The sequence below is a fragment of the Streptococcus sp. Z554 genome, from assembly GCF_053010305.1.
The window spans coordinates 1-16,264 of sequence record NZ_JBRKNV010000003.1; the positions used below are offsets into that span (position 1 = coordinate 1).

The following is a 16,264-nucleotide window of genomic DNA, read 5'->3' on the forward strand; positions in this document are numbered from 1 at the left end:
TATCCGCCATAGCTCAGTTGGTAGTAGCGCATGACTGTTAATCATGATGTCGTAGGTTCGAGTCCTACTGGCGGAGTATTTAAACGTTCTTAGGAACGTTTTTTTTTATTTTATAATTTTTTTAGAACTTTTATTTTTTTACCTATCAATACCTATTTTCTCTTTTTTATGTTAGTTTAGCTTTTGATTCTTACTTTATAGGATTTATGTTCATTTTAGTAGCCTTTTCTGATAAACTTTTTTTATCAATAAGAAAGGTTTTTTATATGCTTCAAAAATACTACGATCGTTCTTTGCTTTTTCTAAAACAAGTCGAAGAAGAATATTCATTTTTTCTACAGAGTAATGATGAATGGGAATTACTTCATCTAAAATTTTTATTATATTACTTAATTCGTTTTAGGATAAAGAATGAGAATGATTTTATTCTCTGTCATTTTAGAGCAGCATATCGTCTTTATCTCAATTATTTACTAGGTAAGAATTTAAATTATTCATTTTAAATTCCTTTTCTTTCATTTTTTACGAACAATATTAATAAATTAATAAAATTTATATAGAATAAGCTAAATAATTGTTGTTTTTCAATTTAAAAATAAAAGAAATCCCTAATCTTTTCTAGTGTTTATCCTTGATAAAATAGGCTTTTTTTCTTATAATAAATTGTAAGATATTATTGTGGGTGAGAGTCCCACCATGTATATGAGAAAGGACGAGCCTTTTGGCTCAGACGAAAATTTATTATGACTTCAGTTGTTGTTGTAGGTACCCAGTGGGGTGATGAAGGTAAAGGGAAAATTACAGACTTTCTTTCAGCTAATGCGGAAGTGATTGCTCGTTACCAAGGCGGAGATAATGCAGGTCACACAATTGTTATTGATGGAAAGAAATTTAAATTGCACTTGATCCCTTCAGGTATTTTCTTCCCAGAAAAAATCTCTGTTATTGGTAATGGGATGGTTGTCAACCCTAAATCTCTTGTGAAAGAATTGTCTTATTTGCATGAAGAAGGTGTTACAACAGATAATCTTAGAATTTCTGATCGTGCGCATGTTATTTTGCCTTATCACATTGAGTTAGACCGTCTTCAAGAAGAAGCAAAGGGTGATAATAAGATTGGGACGACAATTAAAGGAATTGGTCCAGCCTATATGGACAAGGCAGCTCGTGTTGGAATTCGTATTGCGGATCTTTTGGATAAAGAAATCTTCCGTGAACGTTTAGAACGTAATCTTGCTGAGAAAAATCGTCAATTTGTAAAATTGTATGATAGTGAACCTATTTCATTTGATGAGATCTTTGAAGAATACTATGAGTATGGCCAACAAATCAAGCAATATGTGACTGATACTTCTGTTATCTTGAACGACGCGCTTGATAATGGTAAACGGGTTCTCTTTGAGGGTGCACAAGGTGTCATGTTGGATATTGACCAAGGTACTTATCCATTTGTTACTTCATCAAACCCAGTGGCTGGTGGTGTAACGATTGGTTCAGGTGTAGGTCCAAGTAAGATTGACAAGGTTGTAGGTGTATGTAAAGCCTATACGAGTCGTGTAGGTGATGGTCCTTTCCCAACTGAGCTATTTGATGAAGTTGGTGATCGTATTCGTGAAGTGGGGCATGAGTATGGGACAACCACTGGGCGTCCTCGTCGTGTAGGTTGGTTCGACTCAGTTGTTATGCGTCACAGCCGTCGTGTTTCTGGTATCACGAATCTTTCTTTGAACTCTATTGATGTTTTAAGTGGTTTGGATACAGTGAAAATCTGTGTGGCTTATGATCTTGACGGTCAACGTATTGACTACTATCCAGCAAGTCTTGAACAATTGAAACGTTGTAAACCAATTTATGAAGAACTACCAGGATGGTCAGAAGATATTACAGGAGTTCGTAATTTAGAAGACCTTCCTGAAAATGCGCGCAACTATGTTCGTCGTGTAAGCGAGTTGGTAGGTGTTCGTATCTCTACATTCTCAGTAGGTCCAGGTCGTGAACAAACTAATATTTTAGAAAGTGTTTGGTCATAAGAGATTTTTAAGATTTGTTTAAGATAGGTCGATTATACTATAGACAGTTACAAGAAGACCTCCTAACTTGTTGTAACAAATTTCCTAAACTTTTCTTTTTCATAATAATCTCCCTATAAAGTCACCGCATTCGGTGGCTTTTTTTGTCAGCTTTTAAGTCATATTTAAGTGGCTTCTTTACTTTTAAGACTAAGAAAAAAACAGTGGGACAGAAATCTTTAGACCAACTCTCGATTTGGTACACCCAGATCTGTGAGGTTTCAACATTTGGGTAAATTGGTTAAAGTTGTGAATTGAGAAAAGAAGTTTTGGTAAAAGAAGCTTTTTGAATTCTCAAATACCAACAAACCGTTCAATTTGCCATCACATCAGAGATGCATAACTAAGAAAAAATGAGGCTGGGATTTCTGATCCCAGCCTCTGCAGTGAACTATTTTCTTGAGAATTTGAAAGTTAGACAAACTTGAATTTTTTCTGAATCAGCTTACTTGATTATCTGATTTATCACTTTGAAATTGCTTCATTTCGTGCATAAAAGCATCTGCTTTTAGTTTGTCTGTGATGATATTGACACTGACTAGCTTATTTAGTTTTTTTTCATGTCCTTCTAAAAAAATAGGATTTCTAATTTTTATGCTTAACTTTACGCAATTAAAAGGACGCTTTTTAATGGTTATTTGTTCGATATCTTGAAGTCCAAATTGATAATGTAATAGGCTGTGGCCTCTACTGCTATAGGTATAATACTGAACAATATTGTTTTTATAAATTTCTAATTTTACTCCATTTATGAAGAGATAATACCCCATAAACCATATAAGGAGGGGAGCATAAATCAGCGCTACCGCCATAACAATCTTGTCTGCAAAATCAGTATTGTAAGTCATCAGATGCTTCAGAATCCAGAGAATCATAACAGATATAGATATCATGGATGGTCCCCCTACTCTATTAAATGTATCTTTATATGGAAACATCAAGGTAAGTTTTGGTTCATCCTGTAAAAATTCTAATTGCATTAGTTACCCTTTCATCTTGTTTATTATTTAAATCTCAGGATAATCATCTCTTGGAGACTTATGGTTAAAAATCTTCCGACAGATCTGGACATTCTGTATCAGTTGTCTCCATTACTCTCAGTTCATGATTTCTAGTGTTTCTCTAAATTTTGCTACTATTATACTCTTTTTATAACATTATTTCTACAAACCAGAGATTGAATACTATCTAAAGTTGGTTTCTGCAAATATTATAGAGGTCTTTTTTTGTCTAGGAAAACATGCTATAATGATAGAATTGATAGCTAGGAAGAGAGAAGAGATGAATTACACGCTTGAAGAAAAAGAAGCCTTTATGAGGGAGGCCTTAAAAGAGGCAGAGATTGCTTTAGAGCATGATGAAATCCCAATTGGTTGTGTCATTGTAAAGGATGGAGAAATCATTAGTCGGGGGCACAATGCACGTGAGGAGTTGCAACGAGCAGTCATGCATGCGGAAATTATGGCCATTGAGAATGCTAATTTGAGCGAAGAGAGTTGGCGTTTGCTCGATTGTACGCTTTTTGTGACCATTGAGCCTTGTGTTATGTGTAGTGGGGCAATTGGTCTCGCACGGATTCCAAACGTGGTCTACGGGGCTAAAAACCAGAAATTTGGCGCCGCTGGAAGTCTGTATGATATTTTGACAGATGAGCGCCTCAATCATCGTGTAGAGGTTGAAACAGGGATTTTAGAGAGTGAATGTGCAGGCATTATGCAGGAATTTTTCAGAAATCGTCGTAAAAAATAATTTCTCTTTAAAAATAGATGGGAATGTGGTATAATAACTAGTGGAGCAACAGTTCTGCGTGAAGCGGGTCAGGGGAGGAATCCAGCAGCCCTAAGCGAGTGTGAATTGTGTGCTCTTTTTTCGTGCTTTTTTCGAATAAATAAGATAAAATAGCCTAGAATAAAAGATAATAGAAAAGAGAAAATATGAAAATTCGTGGTTTTGAATTGGTTTCTAGTTTTACAGATGAAAACTTATTGCCTAAGCGCGAGACAGCGCATGCAGCTGGCTACGACTTAAAGGTTGCAGAACGAGCTGTCATCGCTCCAGGAGAGATTGTCTTGGTTCCGACAGGGGTTAAGGCTTATATGCAGCCGACAGAAGTGCTCTATCTTTATGATCGTTCTTCTAATCCTCGTAAAAAAGGTCTGGTCTTGATTAACTCTGTGGGTGTCATTGACGGAGACTATTATGGAAATCCTGGGAATGAAGGACATATCTTTGCTCAGATGAAAAATATTACCGATCAGGAAGTTGTTCTTGAAGTTGGTGAACGTGTGGTTCAGGCTGTCTTTGCACCATTTTTAATCGCGGATGGAGATGAGGCAGACGGAGTTCGTACTGGTGGATTTGGATCGACAGGGCATTAGGATGAAGATTATCTTTGTACGCCACGGGGAACCAGATTATAGTATGCTTGATAAACTTGAAAATCCGCAACTCTATAGTGGTTTTGGTCGTGATTTAGCACCATTGACAGGAAAAGGTCGCAGTCTGGCAAAAGAAGTTGCTAAAACTGCATGTTTTGGAAAGGCAGAGATTATTATTTCATCGTCTGTGACGAGGGCTTTAGAAACAGCACATTATATAGCAGTTGAAACAGGATTGGACTTATTTGTAGAGCCGTTTTTTCATGAGTGGCGTCCAGACTTAGATGGCACGAACTCTGATTTAACTAGTGTATTGGTAGCTCATGAATATTATCTAAAACATCAAGGAGTTTTATCTGAAGATTCTCCTTATCGCTATGAAACTGATCTAGAGATGCGTCATCGTTTTTTAAGAGCTTTGGAAAAATATAAAGATTATAAAACTATTATCATTGTAACTCACGGAATGCTCATGCGCCAATTTGTACCAGACGATAAGATTGATTTTTGCCAAGTGATTGAGTGTGAGATAGAGATATAGAAAGAGGTTTATTATCGCAAAGAAAAAGGCGACATTTGTGTGTCAAAATTGTGAGTACAATTCACCTAAGTATTTAGGACGTTGCCCCAACTGTGGCTCTTGGTCTTCCTTTGTGGAGGAAGTCGAAGTTGCAGAAGTCAAAAATGCGCGTGTGTCCTTGACAGGTGAGAAAACCAAGCCTATGAAATTGGCTGAAGTAACTTCTATTAACGTCAATCGAACCAAGACTGAGATGGAGGAATTTAACCGTGTACTCGGTGGGGGTGTGGTACCAGGAAGTCTCGTCCTTATCGGTGGAGATCCAGGGATTGGTAAATCAACCCTTCTCTTACAAGTCTCAACCCAGTTGTCTCAAGTGGGGACTGTTCTCTACGTCAGTGGGGAGGAGTCTGCTCAACAGATCAAACTCCGTGCAGAGCGCTTGGGGGATATTGATAGTGAATTTTATCTCTATGCAGAAACCAATATGCAGAGCGTGCGGGCAGAAGTGGAGCGAATCCAGCCAGATTTTCTCATCATTGACTCGATACAGACCATTATGTCTCCTGAGATTTCGGGAGTTCAAGGGTCAGTTTCTCAAGTGCGGGAAGTGACGGCAGAGCTCATGCAGCTGGCCAAGACTAATAATATCGCCATCTTTATCGTCGGCCATGTGACCAAGGAAGGAACCTTGGCGGGTCCGCGTATGTTGGAACATATGGTAGATACTGTGCTTTACTTTGAAGGGGAGCGCCACCATACCTTCCGTATCTTGAGAGCTGTCAAAAACCGCTTTGGTTCGACCAATGAGATTGGAATCTTTGAGATGCAGTCAGGTGGCTTGGTTGAGGTTCTCAATCCAAGTGAGGTATTTCTGGAAGAACGCTTGGATGGAGCGACCGGTTCGTCCATAGTAGTGACCATGGAGGGGACCCGTCCAATTCTTGCTGAAGTGCAGGCCTTGGTGACGCCGACCATGTTTGGAAACGCCAAGCGTACGACGACAGGGCTTGATTTCAATCGTGCTAGTTTGATTATGGCTGTTTTGGAAAAACGAGCAGGGCTTCTCTTGCAAAATCAGGATGCCTATCTCAAATCAGCTGGTGGTGTCAAATTAGATGAACCTGCTATTGACCTGGCTGTTGCAGTTGCTATTGCTTCCAGCTACAAGGACAAACCAACCAATCCGCAAGAATGTTTTGTAGGAGAGTTGGGCTTGACGGGAGAGATTCGGCGCGTAAATCGTATCGAACAACGGATTAATGAAGCTGCTAAGCTTGGATTTACAAAAATCTATGTGCCAAAAAATTCTTTGACTGGCATTAAACCGCCTAAGGAAATTCAGGTGGTTGGAGTGACGACTATTCAGGAAGTCTTGAAAAAGGTATTCTCCTAATAGTTATGCTCAGTTTTAGATTGTAAAATATTTTATTGCTAACATTTATTAAAACAAGGAGGAATTTCTGATGAAATTTTCTATGGATAGTAACATGCAATTTCCTTTGGTAGAGTTGTCACTCAATCAAGGAGAAACTGTCTATATTCAGCGTGGTAGCATGGTCTACCACACACCCAATGTAAGTCTCAATACTCAGCTCAATGCTAGCGGTTCTGGTTTGGGACGTTTTGTCAAAGCTGTGGGGCGTTCCATGGTTTCTGGCGAAAGCACCTTTATCACACAAGCTGTTGCAGAGTCTGATAATGGACATCTCGCTTTAGCGCCAGATACTCCTGGTCAAGTGATTGCTCTTGAACTAGGAGAAAAGCAGTATCGACTGAATGATGGGGCCTTTCTAGCTCTTGATGGTTCGGCAACCTATACAATGGAGCGTCAGTCTATTGGGAAAGCCCTGTTCGGAGGGCAAGGTGGTCTCTTTGTGATGACGACCAAAGGTCAGGGGACTCTTTTGGCCAATGCTTTTGGATCTATTAAGAAAATTGAGCTGCAAAACCAAGAAATAACCATCGACAATGCCCATGTGGTAGCTTGGAGTCAATCTCTGGACTATAATATCCACTTAGAAAATGGCTTCTGGCAGTCTATCGGTACAGGTGAGGGAGTGGTGAATACCTTCCGAGGTACTGGTGAAGTCTATGTACAAAGTCTTAATCTTCAGAGTTTTGCAGGGGCGCTCAACAAGTATATTCCAAAAAGTAGTTCATAAAAATAAAACTAGGATAGAAACCCAAGCTAGAAGCCGGACGTTTCTGTCCCAGTTTTTTTATATGAAAGTTGACAGCTGACAAGACAAAGAAAAGATGGTAAGATAGGAGATAAATAATTTGGTGTTCAAATTATCTGGCAGACTAGAAAGTGAGTTGTCATGTCCTATTTTGAAAATTTTTTAAAAGCCAATCAAGCTTATGTAGAACTACATGGAGATTTGCATTTATCCATTAAACCCAAGACCAAGGTTGCAATCGTAACTTGTATGGATTCGCGTCTACACGTTGCGCCAGCTCTAGGGTTAGCTCTGGGAGATGCCCATATTTTACGGAATGCGGGTGGTCGAGTGACGGAGGATATGATTCGCTCGCTTGTGATTTCCCAGCAACAAATGGGAACAAGAGAAATTGTGGTGCTCCATCATACAGACTGCGGCGCACAGACATTTGAAAATGGTCCTTTTCAGGAGTATTTGAAAAAAGAACTAGGAGTGGATGTTTCTGACAAGGACTTTTTACCGTTTCAAGACATCGATGAGAGCGTGAGAGAAGACATGCAGTTGTTGCGAGAATCCCCACTGATTCCTGAAGATGTCATTATTTCAGGAGCTGTTTATGATGTGGATACAGGGTGTATGAGAGAAGTATACTAACTTCATAGTTGAAAATTTCCAATGTGCCGTGAAGTAGGATGATAAGATTGATACATTTCATCCTCAATATTACCAATATAAAATAGCACAAGATAAGAGTATAAAAGTCAACTCTTGTCTTATTTTTTATTGAAAAATTGAGAAAAAAGCGCTACAATGGTAGATGGAAAATGTTGCAACAAACACAAGTGATACATAAATACCGGAGGAAATCATGTCTTTTTCTGATTTAAAGCTGTTTGCCCTTTCTTCAAATAGAGAATTGGCAGAGCGTGTGGCGCAAGAGATTGGGATAGAGTTAGGGAAATCGACTGTTCGTCAATTTTCAGATGGAGAAATTCAAGTTAACATCGAAGAATCTATTCGTGGGAAACATGTCTTTATTCTACAATCAACGAGCTCACCAGTAAATGATAATCTACTAGAGATTTTGATTATGGTAGACGCTTTGAAGCGTGCCAGTGCAGAATCTGTCAACGTTGTGATGCCTTATTATGGCTATGCACGTCAGGATAGAAAGGCAAGAGCGCGTGAGCCAATCACTGCAAAGCTCGTTGCAAATATGCTTGAAGTCGCTGGTGTCGATCGTTTGTTGACGATTGACTTGCACGCTGCACAGATTCAAGGATTCTTTGATATTCCTGTTGATCACTTGATGGGTGCTCCATTGATTGCAGATTACTTTGAGCGCCGTGGCATGGTTGGTTCCGACTATGTCGTTGTCAGCCCGGACCATGGTGGGGTGACTCGTGCTCGTAAATTAGCAGAATTCTTAAAAACTCCAATTGCCATTATCGACAAGCGTCGTAGTGTAGACAAGATGAATACTAGTGAAGTGATGAATATCATTGGTAAGGTAGAAGGGAAAACTTGTATCTTGATTGATGATATGATTGACACAGCTGGAACTATTTGTCATGCGGCTGATGCTCTAGCAGAAGCAGGTGCTGTTGAAGTGTATGCGAGCTGTACACACCCAGTCCTTTCTGGTCCAGCAATGGAGAATATCCAGAAATCAGCCATTAAAAAATTGGTTGTTTTGGATACCATCTACCTTCCAGAAGAGCGTTTGATTGATAAGATTGAACAGATCTCTATCGCTCATCTCCTTGGTGATGCTATTGTACGTATCCATGAAAAACGACCTCTTTCTCCATTATTTAGTATCGAGAAAAAAATCTAAACTTTCACTTGAATAAACGAATTTCCTAGCAGACTTTTCTCTTGCTAGGAAATTTTTTGTAGCCAAAAACTGCAAGCCTTTTCAAAATATGCTATACTGATGAAAAAGGAGGGTTTCTATGACTCAAGAATTTATCAATCCAAGTGATGGCGTGGTCCGTCAGTATCTAGCAACTAGTAAAACTCTAGCTGTAGTAGGCTTGTCCAATCGTGAGGAAACAACTAGCAATCGAGTGACTAAGGAAATGCAGGCTCGAGGTTATAAAATTATTCCAGTTAATCCTAAGGCTGCAGGTGGTGAAATCTTGGGAGAAAAGGCTTATGCTAGCTTAGCTGAGATTCCTTTTCCTGTAGACATTGTCAATGTTTACCGACGCAGTCAATTTTTACCGGATGTAGCACGAGACTTTCTCAAGGCGGATGCCAAGATTTTCTGGGCACAACTAGGACTTGAAAGTTTGGAAGCAGAAGAAATCTTGCGTGCTGGGGGATGCGATGATATCGTCATGAACCGTTGTATTAAGAGAGAACATACACGTTTAATTCTTGAACAATAAAAAGGTAGCCTTTAGGCTACCTTTTTTATTAGAAAATGCCAATGAGCGATTGCATACCAAGACTAGTCAGGATGATGGCAATCCAGCAAAGGGCTCCAAGAAGAATGGCCCGTCCACTGGATTTGATCAATCCAATGAGATTGGTTTTGAGGCCGATAGCACTCATGGCCATGACGATGAGGAATTTGGAGAGTTGCTTGAGAGGTGCAAAAAAGTTACTGCTCACACCGAATGAAGTGAGAATAGTCGTTAGCAGAGAAGCTAGGATAAAGTAGAGAATGAAAACGGGGAAGATTTTTTTAAGCTTTACCCCTTGGTTGTTATCTTGTTGACGGCTTTGCCAGTAGGAGAGGAAGAGAGTAATAGGGATAATAGCCAGGGTGCGTGTCAGTTTGACAATAGTGGCAGACTCAAGAGTGTTTGTATGGTAAAGACTATCCCAAGCGCTAGCTGTGGCTGTTACAGAGGAAGTGTCGTTGACCGCAGTTCCTGCAAATAGGGCAAAGCCTTCGTTGGAGAAATGGAGCCAAGAACCTAGAGTTGGAAAGATAAGAGCTGCCAAGACATTGAAGAAAAAGATAACAGAAATGGCTTGGGCCACTTCTTTTTCCTTAGCATGGATGACAGGTGCTGTCGCAGCAATGGCAGAACCGCCACAGATAGAAGATCCAACTCCAATCAAGGTAGCTAGCTTTGTATCCATGTTAAAAAATCGTTGGAAAAAGAAAGCTATAATCAAAGCGATAGAAATGGTTGAAAGGATAACAGGGAGGGAAGATTTTCCAACTGCGAAAACTTGTGAGATATTGAGTCCAAACCCAAGCAAGATAACAGCATACTGAAGCAGTTTTTTTGAGCTATAAGTCAAGCCAGCATCCAGTTGTGTATAGGAAGTGAGAAAGGGATGGAGAATCATTCCGATAAAAATGGCGAAAACAGGTGCTCCCACAACAGGAAGAAATCCTCCTAAAACCCAAGAGATGATAGAAATGATCAGACAGACTAACAGTCCTGCCCAATTTTTTGATAGAAATGACATAAAAACCTCCGAAAAAATACTCCTTATTATAATCTTTTCTGTCAGAAAAGTAAAATAGAAAGTGAGAAGAAGGTTGCAAATAAATGGAATTTTGCGGTCAGGGAGCTTTTGTAGTATAATAGATATATGTTCTTTGATCAAGGAGGGTATCTATGGATTTAACCAAGCGCTTTAATAAACAACTAGATAAGATTCAAGTTTCCTTGATTCGTCAGTTTGACCAGGCGATTTCAGAGATTCCTGGAGTCCTGCGATTGACCTTGGGAGAACCAGATTTTACAACGCCAGATCATGTCAAGGAAGCTGCAAAGCGAGCCATTGATCAAGACCAATCCTACTATACAGGGATGAGCGGTTTGTTGACCTTGCGCCAAGCGGCTAGTGATTTTGTAAAAGAAAAATATCAGTTGGACTACAATCCTGAAAATGAAATCTTAGTCACAATTGGTGCGACAGAAGCTTTATCAGCAACTTTGACAGCTATTTTGGAGGAAGGAGACAAGGTTCTCTTGCCGGCTCCTGCCTATCCAGGTTACGAGCCTATTGTCAATCTAGTTGGCGCAGAGATCGTTGAGATTGATACGACTGAAAATGGTTTTGTCTTGACCCCTGAGATGTTGGAAAAGGCTATTTTGGAGCAAGGGGACAAGCTCAAAGCAGTTATTCTCAACTATCCAGCTAACCCTACAGGAATTACCTATAGTCGTGAACAATTAGAAGCCTTGGCAAAGGTGTTACGCAAGTATGAGATTTTTGTTGTGTGTGATGAGGTCTACTCAGAATTGACCTACACAGGGGAAAATCATGTATCGTTGGGGACTATGCTGAGAGATCAAGCCATTATCATCAATGGTCTATCCAAATCTCATGCCATGACCGGTTGGCGTTTAGGCTTTATCTTTGCACCAGCAAACTTTACAGCTCAACTCATCAAGAGTCATCAGTATTTGGTAACTGCTGCAAACACCATGGCTCAACATGCTGCAGTAGAAGCCTTAACAGCTGGTAAGAACGATGCAGAACCCATGAAGAAGGAATATATCCAGCGTCGGGACTATATTATCAACAAGATGACTGACCTTGGTTTTGAGATTATCAAACCAGATGGGGCTTTTTATATCTTTGCTAAGATTCCGGCAGGCTATAATCAAGATTCCTTTGCTTTTCTGAAGGATTTTGCCCAGAAGAAGGCTGTTGCTTTTATCCCTGGTGCTGCCTTTGGACAGTATGGAGAAGGCTATGTTCGCCTATCTTATGCAGCTAGCATGGGAACCATTAGGGAAGCTATGAAACGACTTGAGGAGTACATGAGAGAAGCATGATTCAATCGATTACGAGTCAGGGTCTAGTACTTTACAATCGAAACTTTCGAGAGGATGATAAGCTTGTTAAAATCTTTACAGAACAGGCAGGCAAGCGCATGTTTTTTGTCAAACACGCTGGCCAATCCAAACTAGCCCCTGTCATTCAACCTTTAGTTTTGGCCCATTTTCTCCTAAAAGTCAATGATGATGGTCTCAGTTATATAGAAGATTATCATGAGGTAAAGACTTTTCCGAAAATCAATAGCGACCTCTTTGTTATGGCCTATGCGACCTATGTTGCGGCCTTGGCAGATGCGAGTTTGCAGGATAATCAACAAGATGCTCCCTTATTTGCTTTTTTGCAAAAGACCTTGGAGTTGATGGAAGATGGCCTAGATTATCAAGTTTTGACTAATATTTTTGAAATTCAGATTTTGACTCGTTTTGGAATCAGTCTTAATTTTAATGAGTGTGCTTTTTGTCACCGTGTGGGTCAAGCCTTTGACTTTTCCTTCAAATATGGTGGCTGTCTTTGTCCAGAGCATTACCATGAAGACGAGAAACGATGTAATCTAAATCCCAATATTCCTTATCTGCTCAATCAATTTCAAGCTATTGATTTTGAGACCTTGGAGACTATCTCACTTAAGGCCGAAATCAAGCAGGACTTGCGTAAGTTTATGGACCAAATCTACGAGGAATATGTCGGCATTCATCTGAAATCAAAGAAATTTATTGATTCCCTAGCCGACTGGGGACAACTACTGAAAGAGGAAGACAAATGAAAAAAATCGCAGTTGATGCAATGGGTGGCGATTACGCACCACAAGCTATTGTAGAGGGAGTTAATCAAGCCCTTGCTGACTTTTCAGATATTGAAGTCCAACTTTATGGAGATGAAAGCAAAATCAAGCAATATCTAACAGCTACAGAGAGCGTTAGTATTATCCATACAGATGAGAAAATAAATTCTGATGATGAACCTACAAAAGCCATCCGCAAGAAGAAAAATGCCAGCATGGTATTGGCGGCTAAGGCTGTCAAAGATGGAGAGGCAGATGCAGTTCTTTCTGCAGGAAATACAGGCGCCTTGTTAGCAGCGGGATTCTTCATCGTTGGTCGTATCAAAAATATCGATCGACCAGGTCTTATGTCAACCTTGCCAACTATTGATGGAAAAGGTTTTGACATGCTTGACCTTGGTGCCAATGCAGAAAATACAGCTCATCACCTGCATCAATACGCCATCCTAGGATCGTTCTATGCCAAGAATGTTCGTGGAATTGAAAAACCTCGTGTAGGTTTGCTTAATAACGGGACAGAGAGCAGCAAGGGAGACCCACTTCGTAAGGAAGCTTATGAATTATTAGCAGCTGATGAAAGCTTAAACTTTATTGGGAACGTAGAAGCGCGTGATTTGATGGATGGTGTTGCTGATGTAGTTGTGACAGATGGTTTCACGGGAAACGCTGTGCTCAAAGCTATTGAAGGTACCGCTATGGGGATCATGGGCTTGCTCAAAAATGCTATTGCAGGTGGGGGACTTAGAGCTAAGCTAGGCGCTCTCCTTCTTAAGGATAATCTCAGAGGTTTAAAAAAACAGCTCAACTATTCAGATGTTGGGGGTGCAGTTTTATTTGGTGTTAAGGCACCAGTGGTTAAGACTCATGGCTCAAGTGATGCCAAGGCTGTCTATAGCACCATACGCCAAATTCGTACCATGCTTGAGACAGATGTAGTTGCCCAAACTGCGCGTGAATTTTCAGAGGAATAAGGAGAATAATATGACAGAACAAGAAATTTTTGACCGTATCGTGACCATCATCCAAGAACGTCAAGGAGAGAACTTTGTAGTTACTGAAAACTTGAGTTTGAAGGATGATTTAGACGCTGATTCAGTAGATTTGATGGAATTTGTCCTAACAATTGAGGATGAATTTGGAATCGAAATCGCTGATGAAGAAATTGATCATCTCCAAAGCGTTGCAGATGTATTAGAAATTATCAAAAATAGAATATAAGAAAAAGCAACATGCAGGGCATGTTGCTTTTTTGTCGTGTGGAATATTTATTTTAACGAATTTTAAAATCCATATGCTTGCTTAAACTTTTAAAAGTGCTATTTGGGTGTAGATACTGTTTTTTTAGAAAGAGTTGTCAATTTCTTATTTTGTTTGGCTAAAATAATCTTACAGAACTTTTAATTAGGTTGTTAAGAAAAGGATAAGAATATGAAATTTAGAAAAAAACACTATCGCTCACAGATGGATCAGAAGGACTGCGGAGTGGCTTCGTTGGCCATGGTGTTTGGCTGTTTTGGAAGCCATTATTCATTAGCATATCTGCGTGAATTAGCCAAAACGACTATAAATGGGACAACAGCTTTGGGTCTGGTGAAGACTGCGGAAACATTAGGTTTTGAGACACAAGCCATTCAAGCAGATATGACTTTGTTTGATTCTCCAAATTTAATCTTTCCTTTTGTGGTTCACGTGCTTAAGGACAAAGAATTATTTCATTATTATGTAGTGACAGGGATGGATAAGCAGAATATCCATATAGCTGATCCAGATCCAGAGGTTAGATTGACCAAACTGTCGCGTGAAAGATTCGAAGAAGAATGGACAGGAACAACTATCTTTGTGGCTCCCTCCCCAAATTATCAGCCACATAAGGACAAGAATCAGAGTTTGACTTCTTTTCTACCTATTTTGATAAATCAGAAAGGTTTGATCACCAATATCATATTAGCGACCGTTCTAGTAACCTTGATTAACATCGTTGGTTCATACTATCTACAATCTATTATTGATACCTATGTACCAAATCAGACATCTTCGACCCTAAGTATTATTTCTATATGCCTTGTTGTCGTTTATGCTCTTCAGCAGATTTTTTCTTTTGCTCAAGATTACCTTTTAATTGTCCTTGGACAACGTCTATCGATTGATGTTATTTTATCTTATATCAAACATATTTTTAATCTACCTATGTCCTTTTTTGCAACACGTCGGACGGGGGAAATCGTGTCACGATTTACAGATGCTAATAGTATCATAGATGCCTTGGCTTCAACCATTATTTCAATTTTTTTGGATATATCTATGATGTTGATGATTTCCATAATTTTGTTTTTGCAAAATAATAATCTCTTTTTCATAAGCTTATTAAGCCTTCCTATTTATGCTGTAATTATTATTGCTTTTATGAAACCTTTTGAAAAGATGAACCGGGATACCATGGAAGCAAATGCAACCCTATCATCTTCTATTATAGAGGATATTAATGGTATTGAAACGATTAAATCCTTAGCTAGCGAAAAAACACGCTACCAAAAGCTTGATAGGGAATTTGTGGACTATCTGAAAAGGTCCTTTACTTATAGCAGAGCAGAAAGTCAGCAAAAAGCTCTTAAAAAATTTGCTCAACTGCTGCTAAATGTCTGCGTATTATGGATGGGTGCTAATTTCGTTATGGATGGAAAGATGAGTTTAGGCCAGTTGATTACATATAATACGCTTCTTTATTATTTCACCAATCCTTTAGAAAACATTATCAACCTTCAGAGTAAGCTCCAAACAGCTCAAGTTGCGAATAGTCGTCTCAACGAGGTGTATCGGGTCAAATCTGAGTTTGAAGGACAGAAAATGGTAGAGGATTTGAGCATGGTTCAAGGAGATATGACTTTTAAGGGAATTCACTACAAGTATGATTATGGTCAAGATATTTTATCGGATATCAATTTGAACATCAAACAGGGCTCTAAAATAGCTCTTGTAGGGGTTTCAGGATCAGGGAAGTCGACCTTGGCTAAGATGATGGTTAATTTTTTCAACCCAAGTCAGGGAGAAATCAGATTGGGGGATATGAATTTAAATCAGATTGATAAGAAGTCTCTGCGCCAACATATCAACTATTTACCTCAGCAACCTTATGTATTTAATGGAACAATTTTAGAAAATCTTCTCCTTGGAGCCAAGGAGGGTACGACTCAGGAGGATATACTACGTGCAGTTGAGCTAGCAGAAATTCGTGAAGATATTGAGCGTATGCCCTTGAATTACCAGACAGAATTGACTTATGATGGAGCCGGGATTTCTGGTGGTCAACGCCAGAGGATTGCTTTGGCGCGTGCTATCTTGACAGATGCCCCTATCTTGATTTTGGATGAGGCGACGAGCAGTCTAGATATCTTAACAGAGAAACGGATAGTGGACAATCTCATGAATCTAGATAAGACCTTGGTTTTCATTGCTCATCGCTTGACTATTGCTGAACGGGTGGAGAAAGTTATTGTTTTGGATCGGGGTAAGATTGTAGAAGAGGGGAATCATGCTGACTTGCTTGCTCAAAATAGTTTTTATGCTCATTTAGTTAACTGTTAGAAAGGAGAAAG

The 16,264-nt window shown here is 39.5% G+C and carries 17 protein-coding genes, 1 tRNA gene and 1 other RNA gene; 17 read left to right on the forward strand and 2 right to left on the reverse strand.

Annotation, left to right across the window (positions count from 1 at the left end; translation table 11 throughout):
• Nucleotides 1-2: 2 nt before the first annotated feature.
• The 3 genes from ACVC7R_RS03735 (at nucleotide 3) to ACVC7R_RS03745 (ending at nucleotide 2,030) form a co-directional block, all read left to right on the forward strand.
• Nucleotides 3-76 (forward strand) — tRNA-Asn (locus tag ACVC7R_RS03735).
• Nucleotides 77-266: 190 nt separating this feature from the next.
• The gene (gene comW / locus ACVC7R_RS03740) at nucleotides 267-503 is read left to right on the forward strand and encodes a sigma(X)-activator ComW (protein ID WP_447263603.1); all 237 of its coding nucleotides are present in this window, start codon (nucleotides 267-269) and stop codon (nucleotides 501-503) included.
• A 240-nt stretch (nucleotides 504-743) separates the two neighbouring features.
• On the forward strand, nucleotides 744-2,030 hold the full coding sequence (locus tag ACVC7R_RS03745) for an adenylosuccinate synthase (RefSeq protein WP_447263604.1): 1,287 nt from the start codon (nucleotides 744-746) through the stop codon (nucleotides 2,028-2,030).
• A 479-nt stretch (nucleotides 2,031-2,509) separates the two neighbouring features.
• Here the strand turns inward: ACVC7R_RS03745 and ACVC7R_RS03750 are convergent, their stop codons facing one another.
• Complete coding sequence (locus ACVC7R_RS03750) at nucleotides 2,510-3,049, reverse strand: hypothetical protein (protein WP_447263605.1); 540 nt, start codon at nucleotides 3,047-3,049, stop codon at nucleotides 2,510-2,512.
• A 301-nt stretch (nucleotides 3,050-3,350) separates the two neighbouring features.
• Here ACVC7R_RS03750 and tadA point away from each other — a divergent pair, with 301 nt between their 5' ends.
• The 9 genes from tadA to ACVC7R_RS03795 all read left to right on the forward strand — a co-directional run bounded on the left by tadA (nucleotide 3,351) and on the right by ACVC7R_RS03795 (nucleotide 9,525).
• Nucleotides 3,351-3,818 (forward strand): tRNA adenosine(34) deaminase TadA, encoded by a 468-nt coding sequence (tadA, locus tag ACVC7R_RS03755; RefSeq protein ID WP_447263606.1) that lies wholly within the window; start codon nucleotides 3,351-3,353, stop codon nucleotides 3,816-3,818.
• Between the two features lie 32 nt (nucleotides 3,819-3,850).
• Nucleotides 3,851-3,949: signal recognition particle sRNA small type (ffs, locus tag ACVC7R_RS03760), an RNA gene on the forward strand.
• 54 nt (nucleotides 3,950-4,003) lie between these two features.
• On the forward strand, nucleotides 4,004-4,447 hold the full coding sequence (locus ACVC7R_RS03765) for a dUTP diphosphatase (protein ID WP_447263607.1): 444 nt from the start codon (nucleotides 4,004-4,006) through the stop codon (nucleotides 4,445-4,447).
• A gap of 1 nt (nucleotide 4,448) precedes the next feature.
• Complete coding sequence (locus tag ACVC7R_RS03770; protein ID WP_447263608.1) at nucleotides 4,449-4,988, forward strand: histidine phosphatase family protein; 540 nt, start codon at nucleotides 4,449-4,451, stop codon at nucleotides 4,986-4,988.
• Nucleotides 4,989-5,001: 13 nt separating this feature from the next.
• Entirely contained in the window at nucleotides 5,002-6,363 is a 1,362-nt protein-coding gene (gene radA, locus ACVC7R_RS03775; RefSeq protein ID WP_447263740.1) for a DNA repair protein RadA, read from the forward strand.
• A 70-nt stretch (nucleotides 6,364-6,433) separates the two neighbouring features.
• Nucleotides 6,434-7,132 (forward strand): TIGR00266 family protein, encoded by a 699-nt coding sequence (locus ACVC7R_RS03780; RefSeq protein ID WP_447263609.1) that lies wholly within the window; start codon nucleotides 6,434-6,436, stop codon nucleotides 7,130-7,132.
• Nucleotides 7,133-7,291: 159 nt separating this feature from the next.
• Nucleotides 7,292-7,786 carry a beta-class carbonic anhydrase gene (locus ACVC7R_RS03785; RefSeq protein ID WP_447263610.1) on the forward strand — a complete coding sequence of 165 codons (495 nt, stop codon included), beginning with the start codon at nucleotides 7,292-7,294 and terminating at the stop codon, nucleotides 7,784-7,786.
• 214 nt (nucleotides 7,787-8,000) lie between these two features.
• Entirely contained in the window at nucleotides 8,001-8,969 is a 969-nt protein-coding gene (locus ACVC7R_RS03790; protein ID WP_373076121.1) for a ribose-phosphate diphosphokinase, read from the forward strand.
• 118 nt (nucleotides 8,970-9,087) lie between these two features.
• Nucleotides 9,088-9,525: a CoA-binding protein gene (locus tag ACVC7R_RS03795; RefSeq protein WP_447263611.1), complete on the forward strand. Its 438-nt coding sequence runs from the start codon at nucleotides 9,088-9,090 to the stop codon at nucleotides 9,523-9,525.
• A gap of 28 nt (nucleotides 9,526-9,553) precedes the next feature.
• On the opposite strand, the gene ACVC7R_RS03800 is transcribed toward ACVC7R_RS03795, so the two are convergent.
• Complete coding sequence (locus tag ACVC7R_RS03800) at nucleotides 9,554-10,564, reverse strand: YeiH family protein (protein ID WP_447263612.1); 1,011 nt, start codon at nucleotides 10,562-10,564, stop codon at nucleotides 9,554-9,556.
• Between the two features lie 152 nt (nucleotides 10,565-10,716).
• Here ACVC7R_RS03800 and ACVC7R_RS03805 point away from each other — a divergent pair, with 152 nt between their 5' ends.
• The 5 genes from ACVC7R_RS03805 (at nucleotide 10,717) to comA (ending at nucleotide 16,253) form a co-directional block, all read left to right on the forward strand.
• Nucleotides 10,717-11,886: a pyridoxal phosphate-dependent aminotransferase gene (locus ACVC7R_RS03805; protein WP_447263613.1), complete on the forward strand. Its 1,170-nt coding sequence runs from the start codon at nucleotides 10,717-10,719 to the stop codon at nucleotides 11,884-11,886.
• Nucleotides 11,883-12,653, forward strand: coding sequence for a DNA repair protein RecO (recO, locus tag ACVC7R_RS03810; RefSeq protein ID WP_447263614.1), 771 nt, complete (start codon nucleotides 11,883-11,885; stop codon nucleotides 12,651-12,653). Before ACVC7R_RS03805 ends, recO begins: the two co-directional genes overlap by 4 nt.
• Nucleotides 12,650-13,642 carry a phosphate acyltransferase PlsX gene (gene plsX, locus ACVC7R_RS03815; protein ID WP_447263615.1) on the forward strand — a complete coding sequence of 331 codons (993 nt, stop codon included), beginning with the start codon at nucleotides 12,650-12,652 and terminating at the stop codon, nucleotides 13,640-13,642. The genes recO and plsX overlap by 4 nt, the downstream gene beginning before the upstream one ends.
• Before the next feature lie 10 nt (nucleotides 13,643-13,652).
• Nucleotides 13,653-13,889 (forward strand): acyl carrier protein, encoded by a 237-nt coding sequence (locus ACVC7R_RS03820; RefSeq protein WP_447263616.1) that lies wholly within the window; start codon nucleotides 13,653-13,655, stop codon nucleotides 13,887-13,889.
• 210 nt (nucleotides 13,890-14,099) lie between these two features.
• Nucleotides 14,100-16,253: a peptide cleavage/export ABC transporter ComA gene (comA, locus tag ACVC7R_RS03825; protein ID WP_447263617.1), complete on the forward strand. Its 2,154-nt coding sequence runs from the start codon at nucleotides 14,100-14,102 to the stop codon at nucleotides 16,251-16,253.
• Nucleotides 16,254-16,264: the final 11 nt, after the last annotated feature.

What these genes read in the sequence shown, in the direction of transcription:
- comW (WP_447263603.1), top strand. Translation starts at nt 267, where the DNA reads ATGCTTCAAAAATACTACGATCGTTCTTTGCTTTTTCTAAAACAAGTC.
- ACVC7R_RS03745 (WP_447263604.1), top strand. Translation starts at nt 744, where the DNA reads ATGACTTCAGTTGTTGTTGTAGGTACCCAGTGGGGTGATGAAGGTAAA.
- ACVC7R_RS03750 (WP_447263605.1), bottom strand. Translation starts at nt 3,049, where the DNA reads ATGCAATTAGAATTTTTACAGGATGAACCAAAACTTACCTTGATGTTT.
- tadA (WP_447263606.1), top strand. Translation starts at nt 3,351, where the DNA reads ATGAATTACACGCTTGAAGAAAAAGAAGCCTTTATGAGGGAGGCCTTA.
- ACVC7R_RS03765 (WP_447263607.1), top strand. Translation starts at nt 4,004, where the DNA reads ATGAAAATTCGTGGTTTTGAATTGGTTTCTAGTTTTACAGATGAAAAC.
- ACVC7R_RS03770 (WP_447263608.1), top strand. Translation starts at nt 4,449, where the DNA reads ATGAAGATTATCTTTGTACGCCACGGGGAACCAGATTATAGTATGCTT.
- ACVC7R_RS03780 (WP_447263609.1), top strand. Translation starts at nt 6,434, where the DNA reads ATGAAATTTTCTATGGATAGTAACATGCAATTTCCTTTGGTAGAGTTG.
- ACVC7R_RS03785 (WP_447263610.1), top strand. Translation starts at nt 7,292, where the DNA reads ATGTCCTATTTTGAAAATTTTTTAAAAGCCAATCAAGCTTATGTAGAA.
- ACVC7R_RS03790 (WP_373076121.1), top strand. Translation starts at nt 8,001, where the DNA reads ATGTCTTTTTCTGATTTAAAGCTGTTTGCCCTTTCTTCAAATAGAGAA.
- ACVC7R_RS03795 (WP_447263611.1), top strand. Translation starts at nt 9,088, where the DNA reads ATGACTCAAGAATTTATCAATCCAAGTGATGGCGTGGTCCGTCAGTAT.
- ACVC7R_RS03800 (WP_447263612.1), bottom strand. Translation starts at nt 10,564, where the DNA reads ATGTCATTTCTATCAAAAAATTGGGCAGGACTGTTAGTCTGTCTGATC.
- ACVC7R_RS03805 (WP_447263613.1), top strand. Translation starts at nt 10,717, where the DNA reads ATGGATTTAACCAAGCGCTTTAATAAACAACTAGATAAGATTCAAGTT.
- recO (WP_447263614.1), top strand. Translation starts at nt 11,883, where the DNA reads ATGATTCAATCGATTACGAGTCAGGGTCTAGTACTTTACAATCGAAAC.
- plsX (WP_447263615.1), top strand. Translation starts at nt 12,650, where the DNA reads ATGAAAAAAATCGCAGTTGATGCAATGGGTGGCGATTACGCACCACAA.
- ACVC7R_RS03820 (WP_447263616.1), top strand. Translation starts at nt 13,653, where the DNA reads ATGACAGAACAAGAAATTTTTGACCGTATCGTGACCATCATCCAAGAA.
- comA (WP_447263617.1), top strand. Translation starts at nt 14,100, where the DNA reads ATGAAATTTAGAAAAAAACACTATCGCTCACAGATGGATCAGAAGGAC.